Below are 15,974 nucleotides of genomic sequence, written 5' to 3'. Positions count from 1 at the left end.
GGGCCATTCAAGAACGCCCGGCCGCTCCGCCGGCACGCCGCCAGTCATTCGTGCGCGGCGTCGTACGCAATCCGGAAGCCCGTGTGTCCGGTCGACGTATCCCGCGGCCGGCCTGTCCGGGCGGCGATGCGGTAGCGATAACAGTAGTCGCGATGACACAGATACGAACCGCCTTTCAGCGTGTGTTCCCGCTCCGCGAGCGCCTGACGGTTCCTGGCCTTTCCCGCGCTCGACAACGACTGCGTCAGGAACGGATCGGCGCACCATTCCCACACGTTGCCGCTGCAGTTGTACAACCCGGCGGGATTCGGCGAAAACGCATCGACCCGAACCGTGCCGGCATACCCGTCCGGCGACGTGTTCAGATGGGGAAACACGCCGTGCCAGATATTGCAGCACTGCATCTCGTCGGACGGCTCCTCATCGCCCCACGGATACCGGCGCGCCTGCGCGCCTCCTCTTGCCGCATGCTCCCACTCGGCCTCGGTCGGCAGCCGGCCGCCGCACCACGCCGCGAAGGCGCACGCGTCGTTCCACGAAACATGCACGACCGGATGCTGCTCGCGCCCGCCAAGCGACGAACCGGGCCCCTCCGGCGCCGCCCAGTTCGCGCCGTCGATCGCCAGCCACCACGGCGCGTCCGCGGTGCCCACCAGATGGTTCGCTGAAACGGCGGACGATCGAAACACGTAGCTCCAGCCGATGCGCTCGGCTTCCGTGCGATACCCGGTCGCGGCGACGAACTCCGCGAACCGCGCATTCGAGACGGCATAACGATCCATCCCGAACGCGCGCAGCGTAACGCGCCGCCGTGGCCCCTCGCCGTCCGCCTTGATGACGGGCGTATCCGTGCCGACCCAGCTCTTGCCTGCCTCGAACCAGACGATGTCCCGGTTCGACGGCACGCCGGCGCCCGTGCTGTGGATGCCCGACGCGCACGCATGCGCCGAAACGGCGGACAGTTGCTGGCGCTTTCCCGCGCCGGGACAGCACGATCGATGCTTGTCGTTGTTCAATTTTCCTCCTCGCCGGACCACCGTTTCTCCGACTCTGCCGGCCACGGCATGTCAAAACCCGGATTGCATCGCACGTCAATCACCCGACGACGCCCCGGCCTGCGCCGCGCGCTTGCGCTCGATCTCGGCGCGCATCGCCCGTGCCTGGACGGCCAGATGCGCACGCAACCGTTCGGCGCGATCCGCGTGGCTGCGGGCCAGGAGCTGTGCGGGCTCGATCGCGCCGGTGGACGGCAGCCCGAGCCGCGTGTATTGCTCCTGCGGCGCATCGTTGGCCCGCATCAGATCGCGCATGAGTCCGGCCATCCGCAGTTCGACCGACTCGTCGTACAGCGGCCGCTCCTGTTTCGGATCGTCATGCAGATCGAACAGCAGCGTCCCCGACCGGTACGCATACCCGATCGGCCGGCTCGCGATCCTCATCGTCCGCACGCCCTTCGTAAACGAAAAGGGTTCCGACAGTTCGATATCCTGCAGTTCATCGACACCGAACATCTCCCGCATGTGAGTCGGCATCAACGTATATTCGTACAGCGGTTCGTTACGGTCCGGGTCGGCGCCCGAGCGCATGTACACGTAACGACCGTCGGTCACGTTCACTTGTTCGCCATGCATGCCGAACAGCGCGGCCTCGCGAACGGGCGCGTCTTCGTCGATCGTTTTCCGGAGCGCGCCGCCCTGCATGTCCGGCGTGGGTTCCAGCCCGAAGAAATCGAGCAGCGTCGGCGCGATATCGATCATCTGAACGAGCGACTGGCGCCGCACGCCCGCCCGACGGCAGCGCGGATCCCAGATGAACAGCGGCGTGTTGGCGAGTTCGTTGAACCACGGCTGGACCGTCTTCGCCCACCATCCGTGTTCGCCGAGCATGTACCCGTGGTCGGTGCACACGATCAGCATCGTGTCGCGCCACAGATCCAGTTCGTCCATCAGGTCGAGGACCCGCCCGAGCGAACGGTCGCACATGGACACGAGCGCGGCGTACCCGGCTTGCGCGGTACGCATGTCGCCGTCCGTCTCGCCGGCGGAGACGGGGCCGTAGGGCGGCCAGTCGAAGTGCGCGTCGCCTCCCTCGCCCGGGTAAAGGTCGCGATACTTCGGATAGCTGGCGAACGGCTCGTGCGGATCGAATGTCTCGATCTGCAGGAACCACGAATCCTTGTCGTGATTTTTTCTCAGGAACGCTTCGCCCGCATCGAACGTCAGCGTTTGCGGATGGAGATCCTCGGTCGGGTAATACTGGCGGTTCACGAAATCCTGCCGCGCGGCGCTCTCCTTCAACGCGCCCTTGAGCCGGGCCGGCATCGGAGGCGGCCCGAGTTCCGCCTTCCATGGATCGCCCTCCTGCCCCCGGAAGAATTCCCAGCTGCTGTATCGCGTGTGGTAGGTCGCGCCGCCATCTTCCCAGTAGTGCGGATGATCGCTCGCCAGATGGGCATGAATGCCCTTCTTGCGCAGCATGGCCGGCATCGAATCGTCGAACGGCTCCAGCGGCCCCCAGCTGCGATGCAGAAAGTTGTAGCGCCCGGTATGCAGTTCCCTGCGCGCCGGTATGCAGGCCATGCTGCCGATATAGCAGTTGTCGAAAGTCGCGCTGCGATCGGCGAGCCGCTGAAAATTCGGCGCGTGGACCCAGGTGTTGCCGTACGGCGGCAGCATGTGCCGATTCAGGCTGTCGTACATCACGAGTATGGCTTTCATGATCGGTTCAATTCACTCTACGTTTGATGCGTTGTTCGTGGCTGCCTCGTTCACGCGCGTTTCGCCGCCGGAACGGTCGCGCCGTCATGCCCGATGCAACGCACGCGACGATTCAAAGGGTGCCCGTCTTACCGGGTCTGCGGACTGATGCGCAACCGATTGCGCACCTCGCCGACGCCCGGCACGCGCTGCGCGGCCGACACGGCCAGCGCGGCCTGCTCGGCATCGGCCACCTCGCCGGACAGCGTGACGACGCCGGACTTCGCGAAGATGAGCAGACGGCTCGCATCGAGACGCTTCGTTCGCGCCAGCACGCCTGCCACCTGTTTGCGCAACTTGCGATCGGCCGCCTTCGTCGCCTTGCGCGACTCGCTGCCCGACGCCGACGCTGCCGCCGATACCGCCGATGCCGCGTCCGGTGCCGATGCCGATGCCGCTCCACCCTGCGATTCCTGAGCCGCCGCGCTCAGCGCGCTCAACGCGATCATCGCTGCCGCAACGTGGCGGCATCCCGTTCTACCAACCTGCATGTCGTTTCTCCCGTGATGCCCTGGCATCGCGCCGCTTCATGCGCCGCGACGCCATGGGCAATATCTCTAGAACTGCGTCATGACGCCGATCGATACACCGCTCACCGTGCGCCCGTCGGGACGCAGGTTCAGTGCCGACACGTTCGTCGGATCCTTCTTGTAGGCCCCCGAGAAGCCGTTCCGGTCGAACTCCACATAGAGTTCCGACCGTTTCGACAGGAAATATTCGAGCATCGCGTACGAAGTCATCTTCCGGCCATCCGCCCCGGCAACGTTTTTCAGGTTGCTGGCCATGTCGTAATAGGTGGCGCCGGTGAACTGCAACGTCGGCGTGATCTGGTAGACGATGCCGACCCCGGGAATGTTGTCGCGCCGCTCGCTGCCGGCCGCGCTCGCCGCGGAAACCGCCAGCGTGCTGTAGCTCAGGTACAGCCGCGTCGGCCCGAGTTGCCACGTCGCGCCGCCCATCGCGGTTTTCGCCCACTGGTCGGTGGTGGCGCTGTAGGTCTTCTGGTACGCAGCCGCCAGCAGCAGCGAGCGGAACTGATAACTGGCGCCGACGGACAGATTCGTACCCGTGTGCCAGTCGCCGGCCACGCCGCCCGGCGAATAGCTTGCTCTCAGCGCAAACCCGCCGAGTCGGCCGACGTATTTGATCGTGTTGTTGAAGCGGGCATCGAGCGTAAAGAAATTGCCGCCCCAGACAATGCCGGGCGTCATCGCAAGCGTCGAGCCATTGGCCTGGTTCGGATCGAGTTGAACGCCGATATCTTCGGCGGCGTTCAGCTGGCGCCCGAGCGTCAGCCGGCCGAATCCCCCCTCCAGCCCGACGTACGCCCGCTGCGAGAAAAGCGTACTCGACGATTTCAACGCACCGGTGCCCAGGTTGAAGCCGCTCTGCAGCAGGAACACAGCTCTCACTCCGCCGCCGAGGTCCTCCTTGCCCGTGAAACCGAGGGTATTACCCGCAATCGGATTGTTGTCGAAGCCAACCTGTTGCCCGCCCTTCCCGCCATCGGTCCATCGAACACCGCCGCCGAGCGTGCCGAACAGCGTCACGCTCGACTGCGCGTGCGCGCTTCCGGAAATCACCAGCGCAACCATGCCTAATGTCAGTCTCCTCACCGCACCGCTCCTCCAATAATTAATCATCCTTATTAAATTGCATGTTCAACCGGACTACATCTCGCCTGGCTTCTCCGAGCCCGTGCGAGCCGGGCGCGAATGCGTAGTGAACGTACCGCCTTCGCGCCCGGTTATTGCCTATCGATCTTCCGGCGCACTCCACTCGCCGGGTCGCGGCAAATCGACCGGCGGGAAACGGGAGCCTTTCGCGGCGGGCAGGACATCAGCCGTCTCGACTTGCCAGCGCAACAGGCGCTCCAGCAGCCCGGCCTCGATGTCGGCATACTCCGGCTGGCCGGCCAGGTTCGTCGTCTCGCTCGGATCGGTCGTGCGTCGATACAGCTCGGGCGCCTCGTAGAGACGCCATACGTACGTCCATTCCGGCGTCCGGATGACCGCGGCCTTGCCCACGGTCTCCGGTTGCCCGCTTTGCAGCTTCGCCTTGATGTCGTACGGAAAGCCGGCCTGCTCGAAATGGTCGACTTCCCGGGTCAGGAAGCCGCCCTCGCTGAACGCCTGCTCACGATGCGTCTCTCCGGCCGCCCGAAGGCAGCGTGCGAAGCTCTTCCCGTAGTGCGCATGCGTCGCTTCCAGCCCCGCCAGCTCGAGCAGCGTGGGAAACACATCGATCATCTCGACCATCGCGCTCGAGGTCGTGCCGGCCACCTCAGGCCGGGACGCGCCCGATACGATCAGCGGATTGCGCAACAGGCATTCGTGCACGCCCGACGGCCACTTCTCGGCGAGCCCGAAATCCCCGAGGTATTCACCGTGGTCCGAAAAGAACGTGGTGATCAGGCGCCCCGGCTCCGTGGCCCGGGCAGCCGCGTCCATCACGCGGCCGACATGATGATCGAGTCTCGACACCATGCCGTAGTACACGGCACGCAGTTCCCGCCATTGCGCATCGGTCAGCTGGTCCCATCCATGCGCGCTGGACAGCGCATCGACATACGCCGGCATCCGGCCACTGCCGACGGCACCCTCGGGCACCGCGGCGCGGTCGTACATCGAGAACCACGGCTCCTCCGCTTCGAACGGCGGATGCGGCGCGAACAGCGGGACATACAGCACCCACGGCTCGCGAGGCGGAGCGGCAAGCCAATGCTCCGCCGTGCGGATCACCACTTCGTCGTATTCGATCGCGGCCTGCTCCTTCGAACGCTGCCCCCGAAAGAACGCGCGCACCATCGGGTCGGTTGGGTCTCCCTTTGTCTTGCTCTGCAGGAATTCCGCCGCGCTTCGCCGCGTCTCCTCCGGCAGGAAGCCATACTCGTGCGCCGAACGCTCGGTCGCGCCGGGCGCGAACGAGTCGCCGCGACCGCCTGCCATCGCGACGTGATAGCCGTTTTCCTTGAAGACGCGCAGGAAATTCGGCTCGTCCGGCCCCAGCAGGTAACCGAGCGTGCGATGGCCGGCCACGTGCGGATACTGTCCCGACAGGAACGACACGCGCGACGGCGAACAGACACTGTGTTGTCCGAACGCCTGCGTGAATGCGACACCGCCGGCGGCGAGCCGGTCGAGGTTCGGCGTGAGGACGGGCGTCGCGGGATGGACCGCGTGAACGCAGTCGGCACGCAACTGGTCCGCGACGATGATGACGAAATTGGGCTTCGTGGTCATGAAATATCCGTTGGAAAAATACGCGTCGAGGTCAACGAACCGACCTGATCGCAGCGATGACGATCCCGCCGAGCAACACCGCGCAACTTGCCGCGATGAACAGCGCGTCGAAGCGGATCGCACCGCCCGGCCCGGTCAGCCAGGTGGCGAGAAGGGACAGGGACAACTGCGGCACGACGTTCGCGAGATGGAACACGCCCATGTCCTTTGCCGCGGCATCACGATCGGGCAGCACTTCGGTCACCAGCGCGAGGTCGACGGCCAGATACGCGCCCTGCGCCACGCCGATCCACGCGATCACGACCAGCAATTGCGGGAACGTCGTGCAGAACAGGAGCACCGGAAACCCGAGCGCCATCCCGATGCCGGCCCCGATCACGAAGACCTTGCGGCGCCGCATCCGATCCGACAGGCGACCGAACACCAGTGCGCTGGCCGTCATGGCCGTCGTGGCCACCAGCAGGCACAGGAACATCGCGTGCGGCGTCTCTTTCGTCGACAGGCCGATCCGGTCGCGCAGATAGAACAGCAGGTAGTACTGCAGGCTGCTTACGCCGAACAGCACCAGCGCACGCGACAGCCACGCGATCGCGAAATCCGGATGCCTGACCGGATTGGTCCAGAAACTCGCCGCCAGTTGCCTCCACTGCAGCGGTTTCACGTGGCCGGCATCCAGCTTCCGGTCGTTGGTCAGCATGACGAAGCAGACAATCGCCACCAGCGCGATCGCCCCCTGTACCAGCGCGATCGAAACGAGGTCGGGCGCCAGTTGCCTCGCGATCCCGACGCCCAGCAACACACCGATCGGCGGCGTGAACCCGACGAGCGACGAATAGACGCCGAGCTTTTCGGACCGGACCTGATCCGGCAGCACCGCGTTGAGACCGCTCAAGGTCGAATTGAAGGTCAACGCCATCAGCCCCCATCCGAGCGCGAGCTGCGCGGGCGTGCGAGCGGTCGCCATGACGGCCATCGCACCGAGCCCGCCCAGCATGCCGCCCAGGATCCACGGCTTGCGCATGCCCCAGCGCGAGCGCGTGTGATCGCTCAGCACACCGAAGATCGGCTGCGCGATCAGGCCGATGAACGAGCCGATGCCGAGTGCCCGCGCCAGCACGGCTGCCTTGTCGGTCGGCGAGATTCGTTCCGCCAGCATCGGCAGGATCACCATCGGATACGGCAACATCGCCAGCCAGACGCCGACGAAGGCGACCGTCAACGTCACGCCGAGATACCGGTTGCCCGTTTTGCGGGCCGATACAACCATCAATTCGTCCATAATCTCTCCATTCATCGTCCGCCGCCGTCCGCTCAGCGCCCGAACGCCCGCCCGTCGAGCTGCACCGCCCCGACGATCGCGTGATCGGTCGCCGCACGCGCCAGCGCGATGCGATACGTGCCACCGTCGATCCGCCACTGTCCGGCCTGTCCGTCGAACCGGGCCAGCAGGCGCGGATCGACCTTCAGCGACACACGGACGGATTCGCCCGCGCGCAGCGTCACGCGCTCGAAACCGAGCAGCCGCATGCGCGACTCGCCGCATGCATCCGTCAGGTAGAGCTGCGGCACGTCGTCGCCGTCGCGCTTGCCCGTGTTGGTCACCGTGAAACGCGCCGTTACCGTGTCGCCGCCTTCGAGCCGCAGGTCGTCGTACGCGAAGCGCGTATAGCTCAACCCGAAACCGAAGCCGAAACGCGGCGACCGCCCCGTCTTCGCGAACCAGCGATAACCGACCTCCGCGCCCTCGTGGTAGTGCACGTCGATCGGCGTGCCGAGTTCGACATCGGCACCCGGCAGCGCCGGATGCGGCGTATCCGCGACATCGGCCGGGAACGTGACCGGCAGCCGGCCCGACGGATTGACGCGGCCCGTCAGGATCTCGGCGATCGCCTGCCCGCCCGCCTGCCCCGGATACCACGCCTGCACGATCGCGGCGACTTCGCCGCTCCACGGCATCGCGACCGGGTTGCCGGTCTGCAGCACGACGACCGTATTGGCGTTCGCGCGCGCCAGCGCGTCGATCAGCGCATCCTGGCCGAACGGCAGCGTCATGTCCGGACAATCGAAACGCTCGCCTTCGTGACGGATGGCATTGACGATCACGACGTCGGCGCGGCGCGCGAGCGCGACCGCGTCCGCGACGTGCGCGCCGCTGTCGTATTCGACGATCGCGTCCGGCCGTTGCGCACGCAACGCCGCGAGCGGCGACGCGCCGCCGATGCACATCGCGGTCGGCCCGAGCAGCGGATGGCTGCGCATCGGCACGACCGCCGCATAACCGCCGTGCGGCATCACCTGGCTGGAGCCCGACCCGGACAGCACGCCCGCCTGCGCGAAACCGCCGATCACCGCGATGCGCCGCGTCGTCGGCGCGAGCGGCAGCACCTCGCGTTCGTTCTTCAGCAGCACGATGCCCTCGCGGGCAATCTGCAGCGCGATCGCGTCGTGCGCGGCGAAATCGACCGGCTCAGGCGCGCGCTCGCGATCGATGCCGACCGCATAACAGGAACGCAGGATGCGCGTCACCATCTCGCCGATGCGTGCCAGCGGCACCTTGCCTTCGTCGTACGCGCGCCGCAGCGGCTCGTTGAACCACTCGGCCTCGTCGAGCTGCGCGCCCGAATGCTGGTCGAGGCCCGCGAGCGCGGACTCCCAGCCGTACACCGCGCGCCAGTCCGACATGATCCAGCCCTTGAAGCCCATCGCGTCCTTGACGACGTCCTGCATCAGATGCCGGTTGCCGCTCGTGTACTCGCCGTTGACCCGGTTGTACGCGGTCATCAGCGCGCCGGGATCGCCCGCCTCGATCGCGATCTGGAACGCGAGCAGGTCGCTCTCGCGATGCGCATCCGGATCGATCACGGCGTTCAGGAAGAACTTGTTGGTCTCGCTCGCATTGAGCGACACGTGCTTGAGCAGCGCGATCACGCCCTCGCGCTGCGTGCCGGCCACCACGCAGCCGCCGATCCGCCCGGACAGCAGCGGATCTTCCGATACGTATTCGAAATTGCGGCCGTTGCGCACGTCGCGCACCAGGTTGATGCCGCCGCCCAACGCCACGTTGAAGCCGCGTGCGCGCGCTTCCTTGCCGATCGCCGCGCCCATCGTGCGCGCCAGCGCCGGATGGAAGGTCGCGCCGAGCGCCAGCCCGGCCGGGAACGCGGTCGCGCGCTCGTCCGCGGTTTCGGTATGGCGCAGGCCGAGGCTGGCGTCGGCCAGCTTCAGCGCCGGCACGCCGAGGCGCGGCACGCCGGGGACGTAGCCGGCGATGACGGGCAGGTCGGCCGGCACGCGCGGCTCGCGGCCGGTGCGGCCGAACACGCGCACCATCAGGCTGTAGAGCAGCGAAAACCGCTCGTCGTCGGTCATGCGGGCTTCGGTCTCCCGCGCACGGGCGTCGGGACAATCCGCCGGCGCCATGCTCTCGGCGGCCGGGGATTCGATGGGGGTCTGCAGTCGAGTCGAGGATGTCATCACGCGTTGCTTCGTCTGAATGGGACCGGCCGACACCACGCTTGCATCGTCAGCCGAACTGTTTCCACCAAATAATTATCCGAGTGGATAATTATTGTTTTGAGCGTGAGTGTCAAGCGGGTAAAGGCGGCAACGACGGCGGGGTTTTCCCCGACCCGGACGGGCCAGGAGGTCGCCCCGGCGCGCGGCGGCGGGTCGGGACGGCCCGTTGCGGCCGATCCGCGCGGACGGCACAATCCGGGGGATTCGATCAAGGACAGGACAGATGCAGATTGCACGGCAGGCACAGCAGGAACGCAGCGAGCAGACCCGTTCGGACATTCTGGGGATCGCGCTCGAACAGTTCTCGACCCGCGGTTTCGACGCGGTCAGCCTGCGCGACATCGCGGACGCGGCAGGCGTCAACCACGCGATGATCCGCTACTACTTCGGCAACAAGGAGAACCTGTGGCGCGCCAGCGTGACGCAGCTGTTCGACCGGTTCATGGAAGGCGTCGCGTTGCCCGACCCGGCGTCGGACACGTTCTCGATCGACGCCGTCAAGCAGTACATCCGCAACTACGTGCGCTATTGCGCCGCGCATCCCGAGCACGCGCGGCTGATGATGCAGGAGGCCAATCGCGATTCGGAACGCCTGAAGTGGATGGCGGAAACCTTCGTGCGGCCGCGCCACGATCGCTCGGTGCCGCTGGTGCGCTATGTCAGCGAAACGACCGACGGGCTCGCGCGGATCGACCCGGTCGTGCTGCTGTACATGATTACCGCGATCGCGCAAGTGCCGTACCTGTTGACGGCGGAAATGCGCTACGCGCACGGCATCGACGCGCTCGACGAGAAAGCGATCGATGCGCATTGCGACGCGGTCGTCGCGTTTATCTTCCGTTGATTCAGTAATTGGATAGATCGGCGAGAATCCTCCGCCGACTACGAAGGCATCCCCGATTTCAGCTCCCGCGCCACCGAGCGAAGCGTGGACAGAAAAGAAGCGAACGCGGGCGACTCCAATGCTCCGGCCCGCATCGCGATCCCTACCGGCGGCAACATCCAGTCGGGGCGAAATCGCAGAATCGCGAGCATGTCCAACGCCTCGTAGAGATGCGCCATCGTCAGCGGCATGGCCGCGATCATGTCCGTGTCACGAATCAGCACGGCATTTGTCAGCACCGACACCGACTCGATGCCGACCTTCGGCAGTTCGACCCGATGCGCGACGAAATAGTGTTCGATCGTTTGACGCAGCGGCGCTTCGCGAGGCGGCAGGATCCACGCCTGGCGCGCCAGGCATTCCGGCGTAATCTTCCGCTTCCTGGCTAGAGGATGCCCGCGGCGGGCGACCACGCATACCGGTTCGTCGTACAGCACCTCCCAACGGAAATTGTCGGACGCCACCGGTCGCGTCATTCGGCCGAGCACGCAATCGAGTTCACCGTGCGCGAGCGCCGTCAGCAGAACGTCGCTCGCGCCTTCCTGCACCATCATCGTGATGCCCGGTTGTTCCTCGCGCAGCCGGGCCAGCGATTGCGGTACCAGCACCGGCAACGCAACCTGCAGCGCCCCAATGCGAATTCGGCCCGCCCCGCCGCGTGCCAGGCTGTCGAGTTCGTCGCGCGCACCGTCCAGATCTGCGAGCAGCAGCGACGCCTTGCCGAACAGTGCCGTGCCGAACGCGGTCGGCGTAATCCCCCTGCGCGACCGTAAAAAGAGCGGTACACCGAACATCACCTCGATTTCCCGCAACAGCTTGCTGGCCGCGGATTGGGTCATGTTCATCCGCTCGCCCGCCTTGTGCAGGCTGCGCAATTCGTCCAGCGCCAGCAGGAGTTCCAGATGGCGGATGCGCAAGCTCGAGCGAATGCGCCGGATCGACGGAACCTCAAATTCTGCAGTCATTCGGTGATTCCTCCTGGTGTTCACTACGCCACGAAACTTCATCAATTGGTCATTTATGCCGGAACTATACTGGCCGTCACTCAAACATCAAATCCGGAGACGCCATGAAGATCACGATGCTGGGAACCGGCGCCGCGCTGCCCGATCCCGACCGCGCACAGTCGGCCATCCTGCTGACGCTGAACAACGGCCGCCACTTTCTGTTCGATTGCGGAGAAGGGGCAACCCGGCAGATGGTGCGCGCCAATATCGACCCGGCGTCCGTGGGGTTCGTGTTCCTGACTCATCTGCATCACGACCACATCTGCGACTACCCCTATTTCGTGATTTCGAGCTGGATGCTCAACAAAACGGGAGCGCCGCTGGTGCTCGGACCGAAAGGCACCCGGCACTTCGTCGATCACTTGTTCGAGCATGGCGCGTACCAGACCGACTTCCGCGCGCGCAGTGCCTACCCGATCCGGCAACAGAATCTCGAGGCGATACGACCCGAGGTACGGGAAGTGAGCCCTGGTGTGGTGTTCCAGGACGACGACGTGAAAATTTCGGTCGACTGGGTCGAGCACATCCCGCGCGAGGTATGCGAGTGCTTTGGCGTGCGGGTCGAGGCGGAAGGGAAAGTGATCGCGTTCAGTGGCGACACCGCGCCATGCGATGCGATGGTCAAGCTGGCACGAGACGCCGATCTGCTGATTCACGAATGCACGTTCCCGGAATCCTTCATCGCGCATCGCGCGAAAACCGGGGTGGGCACTTTTTCGCATACCAGTCCGACCGACCTGGGCAAGATCGCCGTGCGCGCCAACGTCAAGAGTCTCGTCGCCACGCACTTCGGCCACTTCGATTCGACCAGCCCGGTACTGAAACGCGCGGCCGCCAAGCATCTCCCAGTGGAACAGATGGGGCCGCACCTGATGGACGAAATCGTGACCGACATCCGGAAGAACTACACGGGACCGCTGCGGCTGGCCCATGACCTGATGCGGATCGATTTGTAATACGAAGTCAGGTCGATCGTGCGTGCCGTCGAATCGACGACGCCGCACGAATCGCTCCCATCGGAAAGGATTCAAGCCAGGAGCAGCGCATGCACCGGATCAGGATTCCCGATCACGCCCTTCGCCTGTCGCGGCAACGCGGCAGGCTTGCAACGTCGCTCGAAGACGTCGATCCGCTTCGATGCGCATTGCTCGTGATCGACATGCAGAACGCCTTCGTTGCGCCCGGCGGCGCACTGGAGATTGTGTACGCCCGCGAGATCGTGCCCGCCATCAATCGATTGGCGGACGCATTTCGACAACGTGGCGCGACCGTATGCTGGATCCAGACGGATTTTCGCGGTCAAGCCGACGCGTGGAGCAACTGGTTCGGCCGGCGACTCGATCCGGATGCCGCGGCCGTGATGATCGAGAACCTGTCGCAAGGTCATCCCGGATACGAACTCTTTCCGGCGCTGTCCGTGGCTTCGACGGACATGTTCAGCACGAAGACCCGCTTCAGCGCTTTCATTCAAGGGGCTTCGGATCTCGACGAGGTCCTGAGAGGCCGTGGCGTGGACACGGTGGTCGTTACCGGCACAGTCAGCAACATTTGCTGCGAGTCGACTGCGCGCGACGCAATGATGCTCAATTACCGGACGGTCTTCGTCTCCGATGCCAATGCAGCGCGAACCGACGAAGAGCACAACGCCACGCTCGGCAACATGGTGCAGTGCTTTGCCGACGTCGCGTCGACCGACGCGCTTTTGCAGCAACTGAACAGGCGCACCTGACCCGGGCGAAGCACACCGAACGCCTGTCCCGGCAAGCCCCGACCGACTTCATGTGTGCGCATCACCGTCGACGCCAATGTCGTACCGGCCGGCCCCCGAAATCCGGCCGGCATCAGAGCATGTATGAGGAAAACGAAATGACGCGCAATACAGCAAGCGACCTGTCGAAAGGGGGATATGCCGCGATCCTGCTGGGCGTGGCCATCGGCGGGTTCGTCGGGTTCGGCTGCTTCTTCTTTCCGAGCCTGGCGATCTTCATGCGCCCGGTTCTCGCGGAGTTCGGCTGGGGACGAACCGAACTGTCGCTCGTATTCTCCGCTTCGCTGCTGGGCTGCGCGTTCGGCGGGCCGGTGTGCGGTCACTTCATCGACCGCTTCGGCGTCAGGCGCGCGGCCTTCACCTCCGCGCTACTGCTCGGGCTGCTGATCTTCGTCTTGTCGTCCGTCCACGGATCGGTCTTCCTGATCGCGTCGCTGACGTTCGCGATCGGCTTTTGCGGCGCGGCTACCACCTCGCTCGGATACGTATCGATTCTTCCCCAGTGGTTCGACAAAAGGCTCGGGACAGCGATCGCGGTCGCGACGGTCGGATACGGACTCGGCCAGTCGGTATGGCCGATCGTTTCCCAGGAACTCATTTCAACGACCGATTGGCGAACCGGATATCGGATCCTGTCGGCGTTTCCGGTGGTCGGCGGCGCGATCGCCATGCTGTTGCTCAGGGAGCGCCGCCCCGCAACGCGCGGGGCAAACCAGGACGAGCCCGGTCTGACGGTTTCCGAGGGCATCCGCACACGTCATCTGTGGATCATGACGGCCGTATTTTTTCTCGTTGCGTCCAGCTCGCTCGCGTTCCAGTCACAGATTCCACTGCTGATTTCCGATCGCGGTTTCACCGTCGCGCAAGCCGCTCAGGGCCCCGCCGTCGTGGGTCTGGGATTTCTTGTGAGCCGCCTGCTGTGCGGGATGCTGGTCGACCGGTTTCCCGCGACGATCATCTCCTGCCTGTTCTTTTCGCTGAGCGGAGTCGGCTTCCTGTTCTTTGAGACAACGAACAGCCTGGCGATTTTGAGAATCGCGTGTCTCCTGATCGGATTCGCGATCGGAACCGAGCAGGACATGATGGCCTACATGGTAAGACGTTATCTCGGCATGCGGTCCTTCAGCACGTTCTTCGGGTTCAACATGGCCACTTTCTGCCTGGGCGGGGTCGTGGTTCCGCCCTTGCTGGGGCTGTATTACGACCATTACCGGAACTACTCGTTGCCGCTGGCCGTCATGGCGGGATGCATGTTTGCTGCCGCGATCCTGGTCGCCACGCTGGGACGCTACCGGTACGCGGCACAGCCGTCGGCAGCCGGGTCCGAACGTACGCGGGCAAGCGCGCTGTCTCTGCCGGTCGATTAAGACGATCCGATCGGGTGATGATCATCCCTCCGACATCGGGTCAATGATAATTATTTCGCATAACTATTAAATAGCGAAAAAAGAGTTCCATTCAAAAAAGCCAGTATCCACGGAGATCGATCGATGAAGAAGTCGTTATATGCCCTCGCCGTACTCGGCACATTCTCAGGCATCGCGCATGCCCAGAGCAGCGTGACGCTGTACGGGATCGTCGACGAAGGCTTGAACTACAACTCCAATGCCGGCGGCTCCCGGTTGTACAACCTGACGAGCGGCGGACTGCAGGGCAGCCGCTGGGGACTGCGCGGCAAGGAAGACCTGGGTGGTGGACTGAACGCGCTCTTCGTGCTGGAAAACGGCTTCGATGCCAGCAGCGGCAAGCTGGGACAAGGCGGCCTCGAGTTCGGACGCCAGGCATTTGTCGGCCTGGGGAGTCGTTTCGGCACCGTGACACTGGGCCGCCAATACGATGCCGTCGTCGACTCCGTGGGCGCATTTGCCGTCGCCGGTCAGTGGGGCACCGCGATGTCCGCGCACGCTGGCGATATCGACAACTTCAACAATTCATACCGCGGCAACAACACCATCAAGTACACGAGCCCGACCTATGCCGGTGTGACGTTCGTCGGCACGTACAGCCTCGGCGGAGTCGCGGGCAACGTCACGGCAAACCAGATCTGGTCGCTGGGCGCCAGCTACGCGAACGGGCCGCTGACGCTCGGTGCCGCGTACCTGAATGCCCGCACGCCGGCCGCGAACGCCGGCATGTTCGCCAACAATACCGGCACCGGTACGCCGTCCGCGGTCACGACGCCGGTCTACAGCGGCTTCGCTTCCGCCAATACATATCAGGTCATAGGCGTCGGCGGCGCCTACGCGTTCGGCGCGGCGACGATCGGTGCGACGTATTCGAACATCAGGTTCATGAATCTCGGCGCGGTTCCCGGCCTGAACGCCATGCATTACACGGGCACCGCAACGTTCAACAACGCCGAAATCAACTTCAAATACCAGGTGACGTCGGCACTGCTGGCGGGAGCGGCATTCAACTACACGAAGGGCAATTCGGTTGGCGAGGCGAACGGCGCGACCAATACGGGGGCGAAATATCTTCAGGCCGCCGTGGGCACGGATTACTTCCTGTCGAAGCGCACCGACGTCTATCTGGCCGCCGTCTATCAGAAGGCATCCGGCACCGACTCGACCGGCGGCTCGGCCGTCGCGGCGATCAGCGCGTTGCCGGCTTCGAACAGCAATCGCCAGACGATGGTCCGCATCGGGATCCGGCATAAATTCTGACCATCGGCGGGGCCATCGCAACACCGACATGTCGCTCGCTCCGTTCGATCGACGTACATTGAATTGTGGACCGCCGTCGATGTCCCCGCAGCGCGTGGTCGAAGACATGGAACGGCAGCTAATCGGCGGTACTCGA

General features: G+C 64.7%; 13 protein-coding genes. 5 read left to right on the top strand and 8 right to left on the bottom strand.

Annotated elements, in window-relative coordinates:
• Positions 1-44 precede the first annotated feature (44 nt).
• The 7 genes from DPV79_RS10795 to DPV79_RS10765 all read right to left on the bottom strand — a co-directional run bounded on the left by DPV79_RS10795 (position 45) and on the right by DPV79_RS10765 (position 9,367).
• On the bottom strand, positions 45-1,016 hold the full coding sequence (locus DPV79_RS10795; protein ID WP_165589145.1) for a formylglycine-generating enzyme family protein: 972 nt from the start codon (positions 1,014-1,016) through the stop codon (positions 45-47).
• Positions 1,017-1,091: 75 nt separating this feature from the next.
• A complete protein-coding gene (locus DPV79_RS10790) occupies positions 1,092-2,717 on the bottom strand; it encodes a sulfatase (RefSeq protein ID WP_113045411.1) in 1,626 nt (541 codons plus the stop codon).
• A 128-nt stretch (positions 2,718-2,845) separates the two neighbouring features.
• A complete protein-coding gene (locus tag DPV79_RS10785; protein WP_244321733.1) occupies positions 2,846-3,247 on the bottom strand; it encodes a BON domain-containing protein in 402 nt (133 codons plus the stop codon).
• A 66-nt stretch (positions 3,248-3,313) separates the two neighbouring features.
• Positions 3,314-4,351: a porin gene (locus tag DPV79_RS10780; RefSeq protein ID WP_113045409.1), complete on the bottom strand. Its 1,038-nt coding sequence runs from the start codon at positions 4,349-4,351 to the stop codon at positions 3,314-3,316.
• Between the two features lie 159 nt (positions 4,352-4,510).
• Positions 4,511-5,998: a sulfatase family protein gene (locus DPV79_RS10775; protein WP_113045408.1), complete on the bottom strand. Its 1,488-nt coding sequence runs from the start codon at positions 5,996-5,998 to the stop codon at positions 4,511-4,513.
• A 31-nt stretch (positions 5,999-6,029) separates the two neighbouring features.
• Positions 6,030-7,277: an MFS transporter gene (locus DPV79_RS10770; protein WP_165843504.1), complete on the bottom strand. Its 1,248-nt coding sequence runs from the start codon at positions 7,275-7,277 to the stop codon at positions 6,030-6,032.
• Positions 7,278-7,309: 32 nt separating this feature from the next.
• A complete protein-coding gene (locus DPV79_RS10765) occupies positions 7,310-9,367 on the bottom strand; it encodes a beta-glucosidase family protein (protein ID WP_113045406.1) in 2,058 nt (685 codons plus the stop codon).
• Between the two features lie 370 nt (positions 9,368-9,737).
• Here DPV79_RS10765 and DPV79_RS10760 point away from each other — a divergent pair, with 370 nt between their 5' ends.
• Positions 9,738-10,358, top strand: coding sequence for a TetR/AcrR family transcriptional regulator (locus tag DPV79_RS10760; protein ID WP_021158387.1), 621 nt, complete (start codon positions 9,738-9,740; stop codon positions 10,356-10,358).
• Positions 10,359-10,396: 38 nt separating this feature from the next.
• Here DPV79_RS10760 and DPV79_RS10755 read toward each other — a convergent pair whose 3' ends face one another.
• Positions 10,397-11,362 (bottom strand): LysR substrate-binding domain-containing protein, encoded by a 966-nt coding sequence (locus tag DPV79_RS10755; RefSeq protein WP_113045405.1) that lies wholly within the window; start codon positions 11,360-11,362, stop codon positions 10,397-10,399.
• Between the two features lie 104 nt (positions 11,363-11,466).
• Here DPV79_RS10755 and DPV79_RS10750 point away from each other — a divergent pair, with 104 nt between their 5' ends.
• The 4 genes from DPV79_RS10750 to DPV79_RS10735 all read left to right on the top strand — a co-directional run bounded on the left by DPV79_RS10750 (position 11,467) and on the right by DPV79_RS10735 (position 15,838).
• Entirely contained in the window at positions 11,467-12,360 is an 894-nt protein-coding gene (locus DPV79_RS10750; RefSeq protein WP_113045404.1) for an MBL fold metallo-hydrolase, read from the top strand.
• An 89-nt stretch (positions 12,361-12,449) separates the two neighbouring features.
• Entirely contained in the window at positions 12,450-13,133 is a 684-nt protein-coding gene (locus DPV79_RS10745) for a cysteine hydrolase family protein (RefSeq protein WP_113045403.1), read from the top strand.
• A 137-nt stretch (positions 13,134-13,270) separates the two neighbouring features.
• The gene (locus DPV79_RS10740) at positions 13,271-14,539 is read left to right on the top strand and encodes an MFS transporter (protein WP_165843503.1); all 1,269 of its coding nucleotides are present in this window, start codon (positions 13,271-13,273) and stop codon (positions 14,537-14,539) included.
• Between the two features lie 123 nt (positions 14,540-14,662).
• Complete coding sequence (locus tag DPV79_RS10735) at positions 14,663-15,838, top strand: porin (RefSeq protein WP_113045401.1); 1,176 nt, start codon at positions 14,663-14,665, stop codon at positions 15,836-15,838.
• Positions 15,839-15,974: the final 136 nt, after the last annotated feature.

Origin of the sequence: Burkholderia reimsis (assembly GCF_003294055.1) — a bacterium.
Lineage (GTDB): Bacteria > Pseudomonadota > Gammaproteobacteria > Burkholderiales > Burkholderiaceae > Burkholderia > Burkholderia cepacia.
The sequence above is the reverse complement of the archived record's forward strand: the minus strand, read 5'-3'. Positions and strand labels throughout refer to the sequence as shown.